The following is a 16,137-nucleotide window of genomic DNA, read 5'->3' on the forward strand; positions in this document are numbered from 1 at the left end:
GCGGATTGGAGCATGGATCCGCGCAAGCGTTGGTTGACTTGGGCCCGCTGGACGCAAGGACAATGGCGGGCGGCCGCGCCGGAGCCGGTCGGCGATCTCCCGGCGCTGCTGCCGCGGCTGCTGCGCCCTGGGCTGCCGGTGGCGCTCGGGCTCGACCTGCCGCTTGGCCTGCCGCGGGCCTATGCCGCGGCGCGGCCGGAATCCGGCTTTCCCGATTTCCTGCACGGCCTCGCCGCGCGCCCGGAATTCTTCGTGGTGAATGCCGGGCTGGAGACGGTCGCCGCCGCCAGCCCCTTCTATCCCGCCCGCGGCATCGCCGGCATGACCCGGGCGGCGCATGCCGCGGCGCTCGGCCTCGCCGGGCCGCAGGATCTCTCCCGCTGGTGCGATCGGGCGACGGCGGAACGGCCGGCCGGGGCGCCGCTCTTCTGGACGCTCGGCGCCAACCAGTCGGGCAAGGCGGCGATCACCGCCTGGCGGGATTGGCTGCTCCCGGCCCTGGGCAGCGGCGCGCCCATCCGGCTCTGGCCCTTCGAGGGCGGTCTGCATGCGTTGCTGGCGCCGGGATGCGCCGTGCTGGCCGAGGTCTATCCGGCGGAGGCGCTGCGCCATTGCGGCCTCAAACTCGCCGGCAGCAAGCGGGTCGTGTCGGCGCGGCAAGCCCTGGCGCCTGCCCTGCTCGCCGCCATGGTGGCCCGGCAGGTGGTGCCTGACCCGGCACTGGAGGCGGCAGTGCGCACCGGCTTCGGCGCTGATGCGGCGGGCGAGGACCGATTCGATTCCGTCATTGGCCTGCTCGGCCTGATCGGCGTCCTCGACGGGATCCGCCCGGATTTCGTGCCGGCGGATCCCTGGATCCGGCGCTGGGAGGGATGGGTGCTCGGCCAGACCGCCCTGCCCCGCCTGCCCGGTGTGGAGCCCGACCGGGTAGGGTTGCCTTAGAGCGTGATCGCTCGAGATGGACTCACCGAAAAACGTGCATCACGCGATCAAACAACGGCCTGGACCATGATCCGCGACCCAGTGTGAGCGGATCATGGTCTAGCGCCCGCGTCGCGGCTTTTGCCGGATGCCGGCGAAATCGGCGATGGCGCGGAAATCGGCGATGTCGAAGACCGCCTTGCGACGATCGCGCCAGGGGCGATCCCCTGCCCGTGACCGGGACGCGGCGCTCGCATCGTCGCGCGGCGGTGGTGGCGGCGGGTCGCAACGCCCTGCCGTATCGCTCAGGCGATCCTTGGAACTCAGAGACAGATCCATGCGGCACTCTCCCTCGCCTGGGACCAGGCTCGCGCGGGGCTAGAGGGGAGACGCCCGAAACCTGCCTTCCGTTCCACCGTGACAGGCCCGTTGCACGAGAAGCCGGCAGCGCGGCAGCGGCGCAACGGAAAGATCAGGTGGTAAAATCGACCGCGACGTTCAGGGTGGACTCGGCCGCCACCCGCAGCCCGCCGGGCACCGTCTCCGCCGCGATGCCGGCCGCCCGCAGCACCGCGGCGGTCGCCGCCAAATCCCGCACCCGCAAGCTCACCAGGACGAGGTGATCGCCGCGCCCGGCGGGATCGGGCGCCGCCGCACCGAGTTCCGCCGCAACCGCGGCATGCGGCGCGAACTCGACCAGCACCGGCCCGCAGGGCAGCCGAGCGCGTCCATCCGGCGCGATGGTGACCGCCGCCTCGCCATGGATGCGGCGGACCATCGCCGCTTGGCGCTCGGGGTCGCGGACGGCGAGCAGCACCCGGGCGATGGATTGCGCGCCGTTCGGATGGCGCTGCCATTCCGGGCGCCAGACATGCTGCGGCGTCAGGTGTTCGCACCAGTAGAGCCGGCCGTCGAAGGCGGCGGCGCGGTCCATGCGCACGGTGCGGAAGCGCGCATCCTCGCGCCCGCCATCCGGCAGCTCGACCGGCCGGTGGAAGCTCTGCGCCGGCAGGGCCGGCACGCCGCGCGCGACCAACCGGGCCGAGAGCGCCTCGGCATCCGCGGTCCTGAAGACCAGCCCGTTCATCCCAATAGGATAGGAGGCGATGTCCGGCCGCAGCGCGCCGCCCGGCACGTCGGTGCCGAGCAGCTCGAGGTAATCCTCGGCAAGGACGGCGAGATGGTTGGCCGAGCCGAGGCTGTGCCGGCCCATCGGCGTGAGCTGGAAGCCGAGCGCGGCGAGGCGCGCTGCCCCCGCCGCCATCCGGTCGCGCACATCGATGACGAGATGGTCGAGCACGGGGCGATCGGAGAGGGGCGCCACGACTCAGCCCGCCGCGCGCCGGTACAGGCCGGCGGCCTCGGCCGCCTGCGCCGCCATCGCCACGAAGAGGCCGAGCGTCGGCGCCGGAACGCCGCGCTCGCGGGCGAGGCGCAACACCACCTGGAACAGCGCATCCACCTCCATCGGCCGCCCCGCCTCGAGATCCTGCAGGATGGAGGGCTTGTGCGGGATGTCGGCCGAGAGGGTCACGCGCTCCTCCGGCGTGCCGCCGACCGGCCGGCCGAGGCTGGCCGCGATCGCCATGCCCTCGCGCACCACCTGCACTGCCGCCTCACGCACCGCGGCGTCGCGGAAGGTGTCGCGCATGTCGCGCCGCGTCAGCAGGCATATCGGGCCGTTGGAGAGGTTGTTCAGCAGCTTGCCCCAGACCTCGGTGCGGATCTTCTCCGAGACGCTGCAGGGCAGGCCGCCAGCCTTGAAGGCGCCCGCCAGGGCGGTAGCGCGGTCGGAGCGGCTGCCATCCGGCTCGCCGAGGATGAGCTTGCTGCCCTTGCTCGTCACCTCGATCACGCCCGGCTCCGGCACGTGGCAGGCGGAGTAGATGACGCCGCCGATGGCGCGCCGCGGCCCGATCCGCTCCCAGACGCTGCCATCCGGATCGGCTTCCGGCACGCGCTGCCCTTCCTCCGGCCCGCCATGCGCGGCGAAGTACCACCAGGGGATGCCGTTGGTGACGAAGGCGACCGGCGTCTCCGGCCCGAGCAGCGGGCCGATGGCGCGGGCGACGCTGCCGAGCGCCGGCACCTTGGTGCAGACGATGACGGCATCCTGCGGCCCGAGCGCGGCCGGGTCGTCGCTGGCCTTGGGCCGCACATGGATCTCGCCATCGGCGGCGCGCACCAGCAGCCCGCGCTCGCGGATCGCCGCCAGATGCGCGCCGCGCGCCACGATCGACAGCTCGGCGCCGCCCTTGGCGAGCCGGCCCGCCAGATGCCCGCCGATCGCCCCGGCGCCGAAGATGCAGAGCCGCATCGCCTCCCTATCCCTTCCTGTCCGCCAGTCCGCCGGGCGGCGCGTAGAGCCCGGCCTCGGTCGCGGCGCGCGCGGCGAGCGCGACCATCACCTCCAGCATCGGCACCGGCACGCCGGCGGCGCGGGCCAGCGCCAGCGGCGCCTGGAACAGCGCCTCCACCTCCATCGGCCGCCCGCCTTCCAGGTCCTGCAGGATGGACGGGCGGTGGCGCAGCCCGGCGGAGCGGGCGATGCGCGCCTCGGGCGCGTCGCCGGCGATCGGCTGGCCATGGGCGGCCGCGAGGGCCAAGACCTCCCGCGCGATGGTCACGGCCGCCGCGCGCAGCGCCGGCGCGGCGAGCGTGTCCTGCATGCAGGACCGGGCGAGCAGGCAGAGCGGCCCGGTCATCAGGTTGCCGAGCAGCTTGGTCCAGACCGCCCGACGGATATCGGGCACCGCCTCGCCGCGCATGCCGCCGGCCGAGATGGCCCCGGCCAGCGCCGCCAGCCGCGGCGTCATGGCGCCGTCGAGCTCGCCGAGCACCACCCGGCTGTCGGGCGCCAGCGCCCGGATCACGCCGGGCGCGGTGACGCTGGCCGCGGCATAGACGACGCCGCCGAGGGTGCGCGGGATGCCGACCGCCCGACGCAGCGCCTCGCTCGGATCGAGCGCGGGCAGCCGCTCGCCCTCCCGCTCCGTGCGGTCGAAATACCACCAGGGCAGGCCGTTCATGACGAAGGCGACTGCGGTCTCCGGGCCGAGCAGCGGCGCAATGCCGGCGGCGACCTGCGGCAGGGCGGGCGCCTTGACGGTGACGATGACGGCATCCTGCGGCCCGAGCGCGCCGGGCTCCTCGCTCGCCCGCGGCCGGCATTGCAGCACGCCATCCGCCGCCTCGACGGTCAGCCCATGCTCGCGGATCGCCGCGAGATGGGCGCCGCGGGCGATGACGGAGACCTCCGCGCCGCCACGGGCCAGCCGGGCCGCGACATGGCCGCCGATGGCGCCCGCGCCGTAGACGCAGACCCTCATGCGCGGCGTGAAGCCGGCGTCACGCCAGCATGTCCAGGGCGATGCGCGAGAGGGCCTGCACGCCGAGGCCGATGCAGCGCTCGTCGGGCTGGTAGCGGTCGTTGTGCAGATGGTCGTCGCGGCCCGGCGCGCCGCTGCCGACGCGCAGGTGGAAGGCCGGGACCCGCTCGGCGAATTCGGCGAAATCCTCGGCCCCCATGCTCGGCCGCCCCTCGGCGAGGACGTCGCCGAGCTGCCGGCGGACCGCGGCGAGGGCAGGCTCCAGCACGCTCTCGGCATTGACCAGCGGCGGCACGCCGCGGCGGTAGTCGATCTGCGAGCGCGTACGGTGCATCGCGTCCAGCCCGGCCGCCAGCCGCTTCAACGCCGCCTCCGCCGCGTCGCGCGCCTGCGGGTGCAGCGTGCGCACCGTTCCCTTCAGCGTCACCGTCTCGGGGATGATGTTGGGAGCGGTGCCGCCATGCACCATGCCGATGGTGACGACGGCGGGCAGCAGCGGGTCGATCTCCCGGCTCACCACGGTCTGCGCCTGGCCGATGAAGGCGCCGGCGGCAACGATGGGATCGACCGCGAGCTCGGGATGCGCCGCATGGCCGCTCTTGCCGCGGATGATGAGGTCGAAGCGGTCGGCGGCGGCCAGGGTCGAGCCGCGCACATAGGCGAAGCGGCCGACCGCTATGTCCGGGTGGTTGTGGAAGCCGAGCGCCATGTCCACGCCATCGAGGACGCCGTCGGCGATCATCGCGGCGGCGCCGCCCAGCGCCTCCTCGGCCGGCTGGAAGACCAGCAGGACCCGCCCGGCGAGCTGCGGCGCCAGATCCTTCAGCACCTCGCCGACGCCGAGCAGCGTCGTCGTGTGGATGTCATGGCCGCAGGCATGCATCTTCCCCGGTACGGTGCTGGCGAAGTCGAGGCCCGTTTCCTCCTGGATCGGCAGCGCGTCCATGTCGGCGCGGATGGCCAGCGTCGGCCCCGGTCGGCCGCCTTCGATCACGCCGACCACGCCGGTGCGGCCGATGCCGGTGCGGTGCGGAATGCCCATGCGCGCGAGCTCCGCCGCCACGATCCCGCTGGTGCGCACCTCCTCGAAGCCGAGCTCGGGATGGGCATGGATGTCGCGGCGGATGGCGACCAACCCCGGCTCGATCGCCGCGACCGCATCGCGGATGCGCGTCTCGGGGTCATTTTTCAATCGTTCGGAGTGAGCGGCCGACATGGTGCAATCCCAGGCAGCGGAGGGTCGGAGGATCGCGGGAAGCCGGTGCCCTGTCCAGCGCAGTGCGTCCCATATACCGCGGCGCAACACGCCGGGGCGCGGCTTGCCGGCCCGCCGCCCGGCATGCGATACGCAACGCGCCCGTCTGGGGAGGAGAATGTCCGGGTTTCCGTCACGCCGAGCCCTGCTCGCAGGCGGCGCCTTCTTGGCGCTGCCCGAGGCTGCGCGCGCGCGGATGGCCGGCGCTTCCCGTCGCGAGCAAGCCCGGCTTCGCCGCGCGGATCGCGCCGTTCGGCAAGCGGCAATCGGCGCCGTCTCGCCGGGCGGCCAGCACATCCTGGACCGGGACCATGGCGTCACGGTGGCAGAGCCCGGCGGGATTGCGCTGTCGTCGGAGGGCGTCGCGCGCGCGCCGCTTCGCTATGCGGCCCGCCTGGCCGCTGCCGCCGGCGCAGATGTGAACCGCCAGCGTCGCCGGCGCATGGTCTCGCCAATCGCTTGGCCGGCCGTCCTTCTCCCGCCCTCGCCGCCCGGCATCGGTCCTGCCGCGAAGCGGCATGGCGCGGCCTGCACTCTTGCGCTTTCCGCCGAGACGCGGCACGCAGCGCTCCTGGTCTTGCCGGCATGTCATGAACGGGGCGCTGATCCGATCGGCCCGTCCCGCTCCTGGCTGTCGAAGCCGGCCGGCCTGCCGGCGGCCGCCACGGTCCGCCTGGTGCTGGCCGCGCCGGCGCCGCGGGCCGGCTTCGCCGAGACCGGCGAGGCGGCTGGCATGCACGGCCCATTCGCCGATGCGGAATGCCTGCGGACAGGCTGCGTCCGCCGGGCGCCGGTGGCCCTCGCCGCCGGCGCGCAGGTCGCTTGAGACCGGCCGCGCTCGATCCGCCACCCGCGCCAGGCATCGGTCCTGCGGGCGGCGGGGGATCCGCGCGGCCATTGGGTGAGCCTGACAGGCCCTCCGGGCGCTGGCGGGCTGGCTATGGGGAAGACAACGCCCGGAGCATCGCGCCGGGACGGTGGGAGCCGAGAAAGGTCGTCGCATGAAACTGAACGCGAAGGACATTGCCGCAGGCGTGTTCCTGATTCTGCTGGCGGCAGTCGGCCTCTGGCTCAATCAGGACCATGCGCTCGGCAGCGCCCGGCGGATGGGTCCAGGCTACATGCCGATGCTGGTCTTCTGGATCCAGATCGGCCTCGGCATCCTGGTGCTCGGGATCGCCTTCTTCAACGGGCCGGACCCGCTGGAGAAATGGACGGGGTTCGAGATCGGCACCCTGGCGCTCGGCATCGTCGCGGGCACCGCTGCGATGCTGGCGGCGCCGCATCTCAGCAGCTTCTTCACCACATCCTATGCCGATCTCGGCCTCGGGATGCTGGTCGGCTTCCTGGTGATCTGCATCGCCAGGGGCTGGCGGCTGATGGGCTACATCTGCGCCGCGATGTGCGCCTTCTGCCTGCTGCTGGAGCGGGGCGGGCTGATGCTGGCGCTGATCGCCACCATCATCCTCTCCGCCATGGCCGAGCCGGAGCACCGGCAGCGCCCGCTCGGCGTGCTGGGCATGGCGGTGTTCCTGCTCGCGCTCTGCTGGTGGGTCTTCATCAAGCAGCTCGACATCCGCGTGGCCGTCTGGCCGCAATTCTGAACCAGGCGCCGGGAGGGAGCCACACGGACCATGGATATCCTAGGCAATCTGGCGCACGGCTTCGGCGTCGCGCTGAGTTTCCAGAACCTGCTCTTTGCGCTGATCGGCGCGCTGATCGGCACCGCCATCGGCGTGCTGCCGGGCATCGGGCCGGTCGCCACCATCTCGCTGCTGTTGCCGATCACCTTCGGCCAGCCGGCGACCACCGCCATCATCATGCTCGCCGGCATCTATTACGGCGCGCAGTATGGCGGCTCGACCACGGCCATCCTGCTGAACCTCCCCGGTGAGATCAGCTCGGTGGTGACGACGCTCGAGGGCTACAAGATGGCCCGCAACGGGCGGGCCGGCGCGGCGCTGGCCACCTCGGCACTGGGCTCCTTCTTCGCCGGGTCGGTCGCCACCGTCCTGGTCGCCGCCTCCGGCCCGCTGCTGACCTCGGTTGCCCTGTCCTTCGGCCCGGCCGACTACTTCTCGCTGATGCTGCTCGGCCTGATCATATCGGCGGTGCTGGCGCAGGGCTCGGTGCTGAAGTCGGTGGCGATGGTGGTGATGGGCGTGCTGCTCGGCCTCGTCGGCACGGATGTGCAGACCGGCCAGCAGCGCTTCACCTTCGGCATCCCCGAGCTGTCTGACGGCATCAGCTTCGTCGCGCTGGCCATGGGCATGTTCGGCATCGCCGAGATCATCCTCAACCTCGAGCGGCCCGAGGCGCGGTCGGTGCTGAAGACCAAGGTCGACAGCCTCTGGCTGACCAAGGAGGAGTGGAAGCGGGCGACGCCATCGGTGCTGCGCGGCACGGTGGTGGGCTCGGTGCTCGGCATCCTGCCGGGCGGCGGCGCCTCGCTCGCGGCCTTCGGCTCCTACATGATGGAGCGGAAGATGTCGAAGGGCCGGCACATGTTCGGCCAGGGCGCGATCGAGGGCGTGGCGGGGCCGGAAGCGGCCAACAACGCCGCGGCGCAGACCAGCTTCATCCCGCTGCTCACCCTCGGCATTCCGGCCAACGCCGTCATGGCGCTGATGGTCGGCGCCCTCATCATCCAGGGCATCCAGCCCGGGCCGCGCATGGTGGAATCGCAGCCCGACCTGTTCTGGGGCCTGATCTGCTCCATGTGGATCGGCAATGTCATGCTGCTGGTCATCAACCTGCCGATGATCGGCATGTGGGTGAAGCTGCTGCAGGTGCCCTACAAGTTCCTCTACCCGTCGATCCTGGTCTTCTGCTGCATCGGCGCCTACTCGGTGAACAACAACGTCTTCGACGTCTACTCCACCGTGCTCTTCGCCATCTTCGGCTACTTCTGCAACAAGCTGCGGATGGAGCCGGCGCCGCTGCTGATCGGCTTCGTGCTCGGCCCGATGATGGAGGAGCATCTCCGCCGCGCCATGCTGCTCTCGCGCGGCGACCCGATGGTCTTCCTGCAGCGGCCGATCAGCGCGACGCTGCTGGCCATCGCGGCCATCGCCCTGCTGGCGATGATGCTGCCCAACCTGCGCAAGGGGAAGGAAGCGGCGATGGCGGGCTGAGCCGCCGGCCGCGACCCGACCTTGCAGGCCGCCCCGGCATCCGGGGCGGCCTTTTCTTTTCCATGCCGGAGCCGCAGGGTGGCCGGGAGACTGTTCGCCTGCTGTGATGGCAGCCGCCGAGCGAGGAGAATGCCATGTTCATCGCCATGAACCGCTTCCGCGTCGCCTCCGGCCTGGAAACCGAGTTCGAGACCATGTGGCTGACCCGCGACAGCCATCTGGACGGGGTGCCAGGCTTCGTCGAATTTCACCTGCTGAAGGGGCCGCAGCGGGAGGATCACGTCCTCTACGCCTCGCACACCATCTGGCGCTCGCGCGAAGATTTCGAGGCCTGGACGCGGTCCGAGGCCTTCCGCCTGGCACATCGCCATGCCGGCACGACGCGGCCGCTCTATCTCGGCCATCCCGAGTTCGAAGGCTTCGAGCCGGTGCAGGCCATCATTCCGAAGGATGCCGACCGGGACGCCTGACGACGCCCGAGGCTGGCTGGCCGGCCGCGGCGAACCGTGCCGGGCTGGCCGATGAAGGAGCCGAGGCCATGCTTGTCAGGGTCGTGCTGCTTGGCGCCGGGGCAATCACCGCCCTCTTCGTGGCCCGCGACGCGCCGAATTTCGACGTGATCGAGGGCATGGTCGGCATCGCCATCATCGCCACGCTGGTCTTCGCCATGGTGCTGCTCGGCCGCCGCCGCTAGACCATGATCCGCTCACACAGGTTCACGGATCATGGTCCAGGCCGTGGTTTGGTCGCGTGATTCACGTTTTTCGGCGAGGCTACCTCAAGCGATCACGCTCCAGGCGGATGCATCGCATTGACCGGGCGTGCCGCCGGCGCGGATCGTCCCGGCCTCACGCGCGCTCGGACGGCACCACGGCCAACCGCCGCGGATCGCCGCGCCGCAGGACCAGCGCCTCGGCCGCCACCCCGACCCGGTCGCCGGTGAGCCAGCGCAGCAGGGCGTCGACCCCGGTCACCGGCTCGCCGGCAATGGCGATCAGCAGATCGCCGGGTGCGATGCCAGCGCGATCGGCGGGACCGCCCGGCTGCACGGCGGCGACCAGCACGCTATGCGCCTGCTCGATCCCGAGAGCGCGGGCGAAGCGCCGCGGCACCGCCTCGCGCTGGCCGGTGAGGCCGAGCGCGGCGCGGCGCACCCGGCCGAAGCGGATGAGCTGACCGAGCACCAGCCGCGCGGTATTGGCCGCGACGGCGAAGCAGAGGCCCTGCGCTCCCGCGATGATGGCCGTGTTGATGCCGATCACCTGGCCCGCGCTGTCGACCAGTGCGCCGCCCGAATTGCCCGGATTGAGCGCCGCATCGGTCTGGACGAGATCCTCGATCGGCCGGCCGCCGCGCCCCGGCAGGCTGCGGCCGAGGGCGCTGACCACGCCGGCGGTGACGGTCGAGGAGAAGCCGAGCGGGTTGCCAATGGCGATGGCGACCTGCCCGACCCGCAGCGCCGCCGAGTCGCCGAGCGAGGCCGCCGGCAGCGCCGCCGCGCTCTCCGCCCGCAGCAGGGCGAGATCGGTATCGGCATCCATCCCGAGGACCTGCGCCGCCATCGGCCGGCCCTCGGCCGCGGTGACCTGCACCGTCCCGGCCTCGGCGACGACATGCGCATTGGTCAGGACGAGCCCGTCCGGCGAGACGATGACGCCGGAGCCGGCGCCGCCACCACGGTTTCCGCGCACCGCCACATGCACCACGGCCGGCCCGACCGCCTCCACGGCAGCCGTCACGGCGCGGGAATAGGCGTCCAGCAGCGGCGCATCGCCCGAGGATTGAGGTATATCCAGCATGGTGACAACAAGATGGGCGGGGCGCGGCAGCGGGGCCACTCCGCCGTTCGGGCAGGATGGCGGCCCGGATCGGCGCGGCATCGCCGCAGCTCCTTGTTTTTCGCGCATCCGGGCGTTCGCGCCCGCCCGTGATCCGGGCTAGACCCGGTACCGCCCGGGCGGCGTCGCCCGGATGGGCGGAAAGCCCGCGAGACGACGCATCAGGCGACCGCTCCATACGGACGGACCGTCGCGCTGCGCTACGACGTGTTCCGGGGGCGGTGCATGGGCCTGGTCGAGACGCTGCTGGTCCTGGTCGCCGCCTGCATCGGCTTCGCCCTGGTCTCCCGCCGGCTCGGCCTGCCCTATGCGGTGATCCTGGTGATCGGCGGCATGGTGATCGCGCTGGTTCCGGGACTGCCTTCGATCCGGCTCGATCCCGATCTGGCTCTCGCCCTCTTCCTGCCGCCGCTGCTGCAGGCGAGCGCCTGGCGCACCGACTGGCGGGCCTTCCGGCGTAGCCTGCGGCCCATCCTGGCGCTGGCAATCGGGGCCGTGTTCTTCACCGCGCTCTGCGTCGCCTGCGTCCTGCGGCAATTCCTGCCGGAGCTTCCCTGGTCGGTCGCCATCGCGCTCGGCGCCATCGTCGCCCCGCCGGATGCGGTGGCGGCGGAGGCGGTGCTGCAACGCCTGCGGCTGCCGAAGCGCATCGTCACCGTGCTGCAGGGGGAAAGCCTGGTGAACGATGCCTCCTCCCTCGTGCTGTACCGGCTCGCCGTCGCGGCGGCGGTGGCGCGGGACAGCATCATGCCCCTCGATGGCGGGCTGACCTTCCTCCTCCTCGGCGCCGGCGGCATCGCCATCGGCTGGGCGGTCGGCCGGCTGACCATCGCGGCCATGCGCCGGCTCGACGACCCGATGCTGGAGGTGACGACCAGCTTCCTCGCCGCCTATGCCGCCTATCTCGCCGCGGAGAGCGCCGGCGTCTCCGGCGTGCTCGCGGTGGTGACCGCCGGCCTGGCGATGGGCCAGGCGCAGCACACCTTGCTCACCTCGCGCAGCCGGTTGAGCGCCCAGGCGGTCTGGGGCTTCGTCGAATTCGTGCTGAACAGCCTCGTCTTCATCCTCATCGGCCTGCAGCTCAATCAGGTCCTGTCCGACATCGCCGGCAAGGGCGCGACGCAGCTGCTGCTGATCGGCGGCGCGATTGCCGCCACCGTCATCCTCTCGCGCTTCCTCTGGGTCTTTCCGAGCAGCTGGCTCACCCGGCTGATCCCGGCCATCGCCCGGCATGACCCCGTACCCTCCTGGCGCCACGCCACGGTGCTGTCCTGGGCTGGCATGCGGGGCGTGGTCAGCCTCGCCGCCGCGCTCGCCCTGCCGCTCGAGATCCCGGAGCGGGACCTGCTGGTCTTCCTCGCCTTCGTCACGATCCTGGCGACCCTGGTCCTGCAGGGCACCACGCTGGAATGGCTGATCCGCCGGCTCGGGCTCGAGGAACCGCCGCCCGAGGGCGGGGTCGATCCGGATGAGGCGGAAGGCCGGCGCATCATCGCGGCCGCGGCCCTCGCGGAGATCGAGCGCCATCTCGACGATCCGCTGGAGGGCGCGATCGCCCGCGAGCTCGTGCCGGAATTCCGCGACCGGGCGATGCATCTCCACCGCGTCGCCTCGCACGACGCCGCGGCCACGGCCGAGCGCGCCTCGCGCCGGCGCCTGCGGCTGGCGGCGATCGAGGCGGCGCGGAAGCGGCTGATCGCGCATGCCCGGGCGGGAGAGCTGCACGCCCACGCGCTGTACCGGCTCGAGCGGGAGCTCGACCTGGAGGAGACGCGGATCCGCGCCGTGCTCGGAGATCCGCGCGGCCCGGCGGAGCGGGCCGCCGATGCGGTGCGGCGGGCACAGCAGGACGCCGCCTGAGCCGCAGCGCCGGGCACCGGCCGCCTGGGTTCGCCGCTCCAGGCCCGGGCCAGGTTTCCCCAGGGGAATTCGGTTCGGATCGGCAGGCGGGACTTGACCCTGCGCAAGGCAACCTGCCTGTGTTCGTGGCAGTTTCAGCCCATGCGGCGGACCGCCGCCGCACCTCCTGAGGGAAGGGCAAGACCATGCAGGTCCGTGACGTCATGAGCCGCAAGGTAATCTCGGTTCCGGCCGACACCCCCGTGATGGCCGTCGCCCGGCTGCTCGCCGATCGCGGCATCTCCGCCGTGCCCGTCACCGATAGCTGGGGCATGCTGCACGGCATCGTTTCCGAAGCCGACCTGATCCGCCGGCTTTCCACCGGCGACCGGCCGGAGACAGGCTTCTGGCGCGCCCTCTTCTACGATCGCGAGCGGGCCGCCGCCCGCTATGCCGCCGGGCATGGCTCGACGGCCGGCGACATCATGACCCGCGAGGTCGTCACCGTGACCGAGGAAGTGCCGCTCGAGCATGCGGCGCATATGCTGGAAGCGCGCAACATACGCCGCCTGCCGGTGGTGCAGGACGGCATCCTGGTCGGGATCCTGTCACGCGCCGATTTGTTGCGCGCCCTGCTCTCCCCGGCCGCCGAGACATCCGACCAGGCGATCCGCAGCGCGGTCTCCGCCGAGATGGCCCGGCTGCCCTGGGCCGATGCGCCCTATGTGTTCTTCGAGGTCGCCGAGGGCGTGGTCACCCTCTACGGCTTCTGCCATTCCCGGGCCGTGCGCCGCGGCCTGGAGGCGATCGCGGCCGGGGTGCCGGGCGTGCGGCGGGTCGAGGACCGCATCACCGAGGCCAAGGCCGGCCGCTGGGCCTGACGCCCCGGCCGGCGGGCCGGACCGGGGCGTCGGCCTCCGCCTCAGGCCAATGGCCGGGGCGTGGCGGGTGGGGCGCCCGGCAGCCCGCGCTGCGTCTTGAGTTCGTCGCGGATCTCGGCGAGCAGGCTCTCGGTCGGGGTCGGGCCGGGCGGCGGCGTCTCGACCTTGCCCAGCTCCGAGACCCGCAGCTTCGACAGCGCCTTGACCACCCAGAAGATGGCGAAGGACACGATCAGGAACTTGATGATTGTGTTGATGAAGCTGCCGACGGCGAGTACCGCGGCGCCGCCGTCGCGCGTCGCCTGCAGCGAGGCCCGGCGCTCGCCGCTCATCACCACGAAGACGTTCGAGAAATCGACCCCGCCGATGAGCAGGCCGATCAGCGGGTTGATGATGTCCTCGACGAAGGAGGTGACGATCGAGGTGAAGGCGGCGCCAACCACGAGGCCGACCGCGAGGTCGACCACGCTGCCCCGCATGATGAAGGCCTTGAACTCCCGCAGCCAGGCCGGCTCGCGGATGGGAATGGGTGGCTGCATCGGGTTCTCATCTCCGCCTCGTGTCCGGGACCGGGGCCGTGGTTCCAGGGCGCCGGCCGGCGATCCGCCCCTATGCAAGACGCGTGGCAGGCCAGCGTCCAGAGCCCTGATGCAGGCCGGCGAGACAAGCCCGGCCCGCCGGGCCGGTTGCCGCCGCAGCCGGCGCCGCTGGCCGCGCTGCCATCACAAGGCCGGGTAGTAGCCGGATACGCAACTAAATCCGTGGCGCCACGTTGCGCCGTTGCGGGCCGACGATGGTTCCGTGCAAAGCGCCGGAATTGCGTTTGCCCGGAGATGGATGAGGAGGCGCAAGGATGATGGGCAGATTGTTCGGTGCCCTGGCTCTGGCGACGAGTCTGGCCGCCTGCGGCACCAACAGCACGGACAGGACCACGGGAGGCGCCGCGGCCGGCGCGGCGACCGGTGCCGGCATCGGCGCCCTGGGCGGCCCGGTCGGCGCGCTGGCCGGCGCGGCGATCGGCGGCGGCGCGGGCGCCGTGGCCGGCGCTACGACCTCGCCCAGCGACGTCAATCTCGGCAAGCCGGTCTGGAAGAACCCCGAGGTCCGCACGCCGCTCGACGAGAAGAGCAAGAGCAGCGCCAGGACCCAAAGGAAGTCGTCTCAGACGGCCGCCCGCAACGAGCCGCGCAATGAGCGCGACCGCGCCTTCATGGGCGGCGGCATGGTCGGCACGCCGGCCTCGAGCAACAGCACCGCGACCACCGGCTCTGCCGCCACGACGCCGTCCGGCTCCTCCGCGCCGGCGCCGGCTCGCTAGACCGTTGTCTGATCGCGTGATTCACGCTTTTCGGTGTTTCACCTCAAGCGATCACGCTCTAGAGCACATCCCGATCAGGTGGAACCACCTGATCGGGTGAAGATGCTTTGAAATGACAGGCCGGAGTATTTGCCGCGAACGCAGGTGAGCGGAAAATGCTCGGGCCCAGAGGCCCGCCCGGATCGAGGTCCGGGCGGGTCAACGCGCGAGCAGCCAGTCGGGCAGGCCGGTGACGAGCGTCACCGGGAACAGGGTGCAGAGCACCACCGTCAGCACCAGCATCAGGAAGAAGGGCAGCGAGGCCATCGCAACCTCGGTCTGCTCCTTCCCCGTCATGGTCTGCATGACGAAGAGGTTGAAGCCGACCGGCGGGGTAATCTCGGCGATCTCGACCAGCAGCACGATGAAGATGCCGAACCAGACCAGGTCGAAGCCGGCATGCTGGACCAGCGGGATGACGATGGAGGTGGTCAGCACGATCATCGAGACGCCGTCGAGCGCGGTGCCGAGGATGACATAGACGACCGTCAGCACCGCGATCAGGCCATAGGGCCCCAGATTCATGTGCGCGACCGCCTCGGCGAGCGCCGCCGGGATGCCGGTCAGCGCCATCGCCTTGGTCAGGAAGGCGGCGCCGGCCAGGATGAACATGATCATGCAGGACAGCCGGGTCGCGCCCTTCACGCTGTCGAGGAAGTTCTGCCAGGTGAGGATGCGCTCCCCGGCCGCGATGCCGAGCAGGGCGAAGAAGGCGAAGGCCAGCGCCTGGTGGAACACGATCACCCCGCCGATCCAGAGCAGGGCGCCGAGCGCCAGCACGCCCCAGCCGGTGCGCCGCCCGAGCGCCATCAGCAGGGAGCCAAGCACGCCGAAGGCCGCGGCCTCCGTCGCCGTGGCCCAGCCGGCGAACATGGTGCCGATGACCACGATGATGAGGATGGTGCAGGGGATGAGCTGCGCGCTCTGCCGCAGCTTGGACAAGAGCGGCATCCGCGGCTCCGGCGGCGGCTGCTTGTCCGGGTTCAGTAGCGCCCAGATGGCGATATAGGCGCTGAAGAGCAGCATCACGATCAGCCCGGGCAGGCAGCCGGCGATGAAGACGCGGATGATCGAGACCTCGGCCGCCACCGCATAGACCACCATGATGATGGAGGGCGGGATGAGGATGCCGAGTGTGCCCGAGGTGGCGAGGCTGCCGATCGCGACATCCTCGTCATAGCCGCGGCGCTTCAGCTCCGGCAGCGCGATCTTGGAGACGGTCGCGCAGGTGGCTGCGCTGGAGCCGGAGACGCTGCCGAAGATGCCGCAGGCGAGGATGTTGACATGCAGCAGCCCGCCGGGGATGCGGCGCACCCAGGGCGCGAGGCCGTTGAAGAGCTCCTCCGACAGCTTGGTGCGGAACAGGATCTCGCCCATCCAGACGAACATCGGCAGCGCCGCGAGGGTCCAAGAGCCGGTCGACTCCCAGAAGGCCGAGGCGAGGAAGAGGCCGGGCGTCGGATGCACGAAGGCCATCGCCACATAGCCGACGGCGGCGAGCGACATCGAGATCCACAGCCCGGCGCCGAGCAGCAGGCACAGCAGGACGAGCAGCAGCAGGGCGAAGGTCAGGAGATCCACCG

The 16,137-nt window shown here is 71.6% G+C and carries 17 protein-coding genes; 9 read left to right on the forward strand and 8 right to left on the reverse strand.

Annotated features, from left to right (window positions below; genetic code table 11):
- Positions 1 to 12: 12 nt before the first annotated feature.
- Positions 13 to 942: a hypothetical protein gene (locus tag HJG45_RS02445; protein WP_254452228.1), complete on the forward strand. Its 930-nt coding sequence runs from the start codon at positions 13 to 15 to the stop codon at positions 940 to 942.
- 99 nt (positions 943 to 1,041) lie between these two features.
- Here HJG45_RS02445 and HJG45_RS02450 read toward each other — a convergent pair whose 3' ends face one another.
- The 5 genes from HJG45_RS02450 to HJG45_RS02470 all read right to left on the reverse strand — a co-directional run bounded on the left by HJG45_RS02450 (position 1,042) and on the right by HJG45_RS02470 (position 5,466).
- Positions 1,042 to 1,260 carry a hypothetical protein gene (locus HJG45_RS02450; RefSeq protein ID WP_171610465.1) on the reverse strand — a complete coding sequence of 73 codons (219 nt, stop codon included), beginning with the start codon at positions 1,258 to 1,260 and terminating at the stop codon, positions 1,042 to 1,044.
- Between the two features lie 133 nt (positions 1,261 to 1,393).
- Entirely contained in the window at positions 1,394 to 2,245 is an 852-nt protein-coding gene (locus HJG45_RS02455; RefSeq protein ID WP_171610466.1) for a VOC family protein, read from the reverse strand.
- A 3-nt stretch (positions 2,246 to 2,248) separates the two neighbouring features.
- The gene (locus HJG45_RS02460; protein ID WP_171610467.1) at positions 2,249 to 3,238 is read right to left on the reverse strand and encodes a ketopantoate reductase family protein; all 990 of its coding nucleotides are present in this window, start codon (positions 3,236 to 3,238) and stop codon (positions 2,249 to 2,251) included.
- 7 nt (positions 3,239 to 3,245) lie between these two features.
- Positions 3,246 to 4,250: a ketopantoate reductase family protein gene (locus tag HJG45_RS02465; protein WP_171610468.1), complete on the reverse strand. Its 1,005-nt coding sequence runs from the start codon at positions 4,248 to 4,250 to the stop codon at positions 3,246 to 3,248.
- Between the two features lie 19 nt (positions 4,251 to 4,269).
- Positions 4,270 to 5,466: a M20 family metallopeptidase gene (locus HJG45_RS02470; RefSeq protein WP_171610469.1), complete on the reverse strand. Its 1,197-nt coding sequence runs from the start codon at positions 5,464 to 5,466 to the stop codon at positions 4,270 to 4,272.
- 205 nt (positions 5,467 to 5,671) lie between these two features.
- Between HJG45_RS02470 and HJG45_RS02475 the strand changes: the two genes are divergently transcribed.
- From HJG45_RS02475 to HJG45_RS02495, 5 genes are all read left to right on the forward strand, one after another.
- Positions 5,672 to 6,331 (forward strand): hypothetical protein, encoded by a 660-nt coding sequence (locus HJG45_RS02475; protein WP_171610470.1) that lies wholly within the window; start codon positions 5,672 to 5,674, stop codon positions 6,329 to 6,331.
- A 208-nt stretch (positions 6,332 to 6,539) separates the two neighbouring features.
- On the forward strand, positions 6,540 to 7,109 hold the full coding sequence (locus HJG45_RS02480) for a hypothetical protein (RefSeq protein ID WP_368040494.1): 570 nt from the start codon (positions 6,540 to 6,542) through the stop codon (positions 7,107 to 7,109).
- A gap of 30 nt (positions 7,110 to 7,139) precedes the next feature.
- Positions 7,140 to 8,639, forward strand: coding sequence for a tripartite tricarboxylate transporter permease (locus HJG45_RS02485; RefSeq protein WP_171610472.1), 1,500 nt, complete (start codon positions 7,140 to 7,142; stop codon positions 8,637 to 8,639).
- Positions 8,640 to 8,773: 134 nt separating this feature from the next.
- A complete protein-coding gene (locus tag HJG45_RS02490; RefSeq protein WP_171610473.1) occupies positions 8,774 to 9,109 on the forward strand; it encodes an antibiotic biosynthesis monooxygenase in 336 nt (111 codons plus the stop codon).
- A 68-nt stretch (positions 9,110 to 9,177) separates the two neighbouring features.
- Positions 9,178 to 9,333, forward strand: coding sequence for a hypothetical protein (locus HJG45_RS02495; protein WP_171610474.1), 156 nt, complete (start codon positions 9,178 to 9,180; stop codon positions 9,331 to 9,333).
- Positions 9,334 to 9,487: 154 nt separating this feature from the next.
- On the opposite strand, the gene HJG45_RS02500 is transcribed toward HJG45_RS02495, so the two are convergent.
- The gene (locus HJG45_RS02500; protein WP_171610475.1) at positions 9,488 to 10,438 is read right to left on the reverse strand and encodes a S1C family serine protease; all 951 of its coding nucleotides are present in this window, start codon (positions 10,436 to 10,438) and stop codon (positions 9,488 to 9,490) included.
- A 264-nt stretch (positions 10,439 to 10,702) separates the two neighbouring features.
- Between HJG45_RS02500 and HJG45_RS02505 the strand changes: the two genes are divergently transcribed.
- Both HJG45_RS02505 and HJG45_RS02510 read left to right on the forward strand, forming a co-directional pair.
- Positions 10,703 to 12,337: a Na+/H+ antiporter gene (locus tag HJG45_RS02505; protein ID WP_171610476.1), complete on the forward strand. Its 1,635-nt coding sequence runs from the start codon at positions 10,703 to 10,705 to the stop codon at positions 12,335 to 12,337.
- A gap of 185 nt (positions 12,338 to 12,522) precedes the next feature.
- The gene (locus HJG45_RS02510) at positions 12,523 to 13,197 is read left to right on the forward strand and encodes a CBS domain-containing protein (RefSeq protein ID WP_171610477.1); all 675 of its coding nucleotides are present in this window, start codon (positions 12,523 to 12,525) and stop codon (positions 13,195 to 13,197) included.
- Positions 13,198 to 13,238: 41 nt separating this feature from the next.
- Here the strand turns inward: HJG45_RS02510 and mscL are convergent, their stop codons facing one another.
- The gene (gene mscL, locus HJG45_RS02515; RefSeq protein WP_171610478.1) at positions 13,239 to 13,736 is read right to left on the reverse strand and encodes a large-conductance mechanosensitive channel protein MscL; all 498 of its coding nucleotides are present in this window, start codon (positions 13,734 to 13,736) and stop codon (positions 13,239 to 13,241) included.
- Between the two features lie 314 nt (positions 13,737 to 14,050).
- On the opposite strand from mscL, the gene HJG45_RS02520 reads away from it, so the two are divergent.
- Complete coding sequence (locus tag HJG45_RS02520) at positions 14,051 to 14,515, forward strand: hypothetical protein (RefSeq protein ID WP_171610479.1); 465 nt, start codon at positions 14,051 to 14,053, stop codon at positions 14,513 to 14,515.
- A gap of 198 nt (positions 14,516 to 14,713) precedes the next feature.
- Here the strand turns inward: HJG45_RS02520 and HJG45_RS02525 are convergent, their stop codons facing one another.
- Positions 14,714 to 16,135 (reverse strand): TRAP transporter large permease, encoded by a 1,422-nt coding sequence (locus HJG45_RS02525; protein WP_368040495.1) that lies wholly within the window; start codon positions 16,133 to 16,135, stop codon positions 14,714 to 14,716.
- Positions 16,136 to 16,137 lie beyond the last annotated feature (2 nt).

It is taken from the genome of Roseicella sp. DB1501 (assembly GCF_013112485.1).
Taxonomy (GTDB): domain Bacteria; phylum Pseudomonadota; class Alphaproteobacteria; order Acetobacterales; family Acetobacteraceae; genus Paracraurococcus.